Source organism: Arthrobacter sp. 2YAF22_2, from assembly GCF_052114645.1.
In the GTDB taxonomy this organism is placed as follows: Bacteria; Actinomycetota; Actinomycetes; order Actinomycetales; family Micrococcaceae; genus Arthrobacter.
Genome location: NZ_JBFRFD010000494.1, coordinates 1 through 2665, shown reverse-complemented (window position 1 = coordinate 2665; position 2665 = coordinate 1). Strand labels below are relative to the sequence as shown.

Sequence of the window (2665 nt, the reverse complement as noted above, 5' to 3'; positions counted from 1 at the left end):
CTATCAGCACCCGCACTTGCCCGTCGCCCATCCGCCGTGTCCCCTCCTGAGTGGTGTTGTGGCCCAGCCTTTCACGGGGATGCTGGCTGGTCACGGACCGTATGATTCCAGTCATGACGTCTTCCCGGCAATGGCTGATCCCACTGGGACTGGCCATGGTGGCACTTGTGGCGGCCAGCGCGGCGCTGGGCCCGGTGGGGTTCTCGACGAGCGGGGCCGGCATGTTCAATGCGGCCGCCGCGGCGGCCTTCACGGCCGCAGCTGTGCCGTACCTGCTCAAGGACCGGCTGCCGCAGCCGGCCTACGTCGTCCTGATGGTGGTGATGGCTGCCGCGGTCGTGGGCATGCGTACAGCCGATCCGACTGCTGAGGTCACCGCCCTCTTTCTGATCGCGGCTTTTGCGCCGCTGCGGCCGCCACGGCTCCTGCTGCCGGCGCTGGTGCTGCTTGCCGCCTGCGCCGTCAACGTCGTGCAGCTGAGTACCGGCCAGGGCGTGGTCTCGCTGGTTCTTGCAACGGATGCGGGTGCGGCGTTCTTCTTGCTGGTGGGAGTGCTGTTGCGGCGGGAGAAGGAGCAGCGGGAGCGGATCGCCGTCCTCTTGCGGCAGGTGGAGGCCGGCCGCGAGGCTGAACGCACCGCCGCCGCTGCCGCCGAACGGGCGCGGCTGGCACGCGAGATGCACGACGTGCTGGCCCACACCCTGTCCGGACTGTCGCTGCACCTGGAGGGATCACGGTTGCTGGCTCGCAGCGCAGGGGCGGACGCGCGCCTCCTAGGGTCGCTGGACCGGGCCGGCGCCCTCGCCAAGTCCGGTCTCGCCGAGGCGCGGCGGGCCGTGCTGGCCCTGCGCGAGGATGAGGCCCCGGGCCCCGGCCGGCTGCAATCGCTCCTCGATCAGCACCGCGATGCTGCGTCCGGTCGGCTCAGGTTCAACTCCCGGGGCGAGGCGGTGCCGCTGCCGCAGGAGGCCGCGCTGGCTCTCTATCGGACGGCCCAGGAAGCGCTGTCCAACGTGCGCAAGCACGCCCCGGGAGCCGACGTCGACGTCGACCTCAGCTGGGAGCGGACCGCGGTGCGGCTCACGGTGACGGACAACGGCGCGGCCGGCGGCGCGGCCCCGGGCGGCGGCGTGGGCTTCGGTCTCAACGGAATGGCTGAACGGGCACGACTTGCCGGCGGTACCGTCGAGGCGGGGCCACTGGGCAGCGGATTCCGGGTCCGTCTCACGATCCCCGTCTGACCGCCGGCACGGGGCCCTGACTCGCGTTCTTCGACCCTCCCGGGAAGACGACCCGCGGCACCGGGTTCCCATCTGATCCGCCGGACTGGGTAGACTCGGGACCAAGGTTTACCGACTATTCTGCGAAGAGGTGCTCCACTGATCAGAGTCATCAGCTACAACCTCCGCAAGCACAAGGCCAGCGGCGAACTGGAAGCCCTGGCCCGCGACTACGAGATCGACGGACTCTGCCTCCAGGAGTGCGACACCGAAGATCTGCCCGAAAGCATCGGCGGCCTGCACCTGGCTGAGGCCACCAGAGGCAACCGGCTGGGCTTGGCGATCTACTACCGCAAGGACCGTTTCACCGCCGGCGAGTCCAAGACGTTTGCGCTGAAGAAATCGTTGCACGACCGCGTGCTGGCACCCGCGCACGAGCGGCTCATTGGTACCCGGGTGGTGGACAACGAGACGGATCACGATCTGGTCCTCGCGTCCTTCCACGCGGCACCGCTGACGGCGTCGAACTCACTGCGCCGGAACCAGATCCACGCCGCGCACGCCGAGTTGCTGGGCATGGGCGCGGGTCTGATGACGCTCATGGTGGGCGACTTCAACTATCCGTTCTTCACCAAATACCTCACCGAGCAGATGAAAGACGCCGGCTACGAGCTCTCGCTCAGCGACCGGCGGACCTACACCCGGTACAAGGTCTTCAAGGGCCACTTCGACTTCGCGACGTCCCACGGCCTCATGATCGAAAACGTCGAAACACTGCCGCGCGGCGCCTCGGACCACCTCCCCATCTTGATCTCGGCCGAATACGGCCAGGGCCCGGGGTCTGCGGAGAACTAGGCGTCACCTGGGCCGGGTCACTTCAGTGACCCGGCCCAGTGAAGCGAACCGGTGAACCGGATCAGTGAATGAGGCCGGACACCAGATTGATGGTGGTGGCCAGCACAATGGCACCCAGCAAGTAGGACAGCAGCGCCTGCCGCAGCACGGTGCTGCGGATGGCGTCGGTCTTCAGATCGGTGTCTGAGACCTGGAAGGTCATCCCCACGGTGAAAGCCAGATAGGCAAAATCGAGGTACCGCGGACGTTGGTCCTCGTTGAAGTCGACGCCGCTCGCGTCCCGGTAATAAATCGAGGCGTAGCGCAGGGTGTACAGCGTGTGCACAAGGAACCAGCTCAGCGCAACGCTGCCCAGCGCCATCGCGATGATGGCGGCTTTCGCGCCGCCTGCGGCGTTGGATGCGTCCACGAGGATCAGGGCAACCCCCGCAAAGCTGGCGAGCGTGGCCGTCAGGACCAGGACATCGGAGACACCCCGGCCCGGATCCTCGCGCCGGGCGTGCGCTGCCGTGGCCTCGGACTGCAAATGCCCGATGACCGCCCACACCCAGATTAGGTAGGTCAGCGACGCTGCCGCCCACCCCATGGCC

3 protein-coding genes are annotated in these 2665 nt (G+C 67.7%); 2 read left to right on the top strand and 1 reads right to left on the bottom strand.

Features of this window, described 5'->3' with window-relative positions; genetic code table 11:
- The first annotated feature begins 113 nt into the window (after positions 1-113).
- Complete coding sequence (locus AB4Y86_RS16360; RefSeq protein WP_441403231.1) at positions 114-1241, top strand: sensor histidine kinase; 1128 nt, start codon at positions 114-116, stop codon at positions 1239-1241.
- Between the two features lie 141 nt (positions 1242-1382).
- Positions 1383-2075: an endonuclease/exonuclease/phosphatase family protein gene (locus AB4Y86_RS16355; protein WP_441403232.1), complete on the top strand. Its 693-nt coding sequence runs from the start codon at positions 1383-1385 to the stop codon at positions 2073-2075.
- 61 nt (positions 2076-2136) lie between these two features.
- On the opposite strand, the gene AB4Y86_RS16350 is transcribed toward AB4Y86_RS16355, so the two are convergent.
- The coding region (locus tag AB4Y86_RS16350; protein WP_441403230.1) for a DUF1345 domain-containing protein at positions 2137-2665 on the bottom strand (529 nt) is incomplete at its 5' end.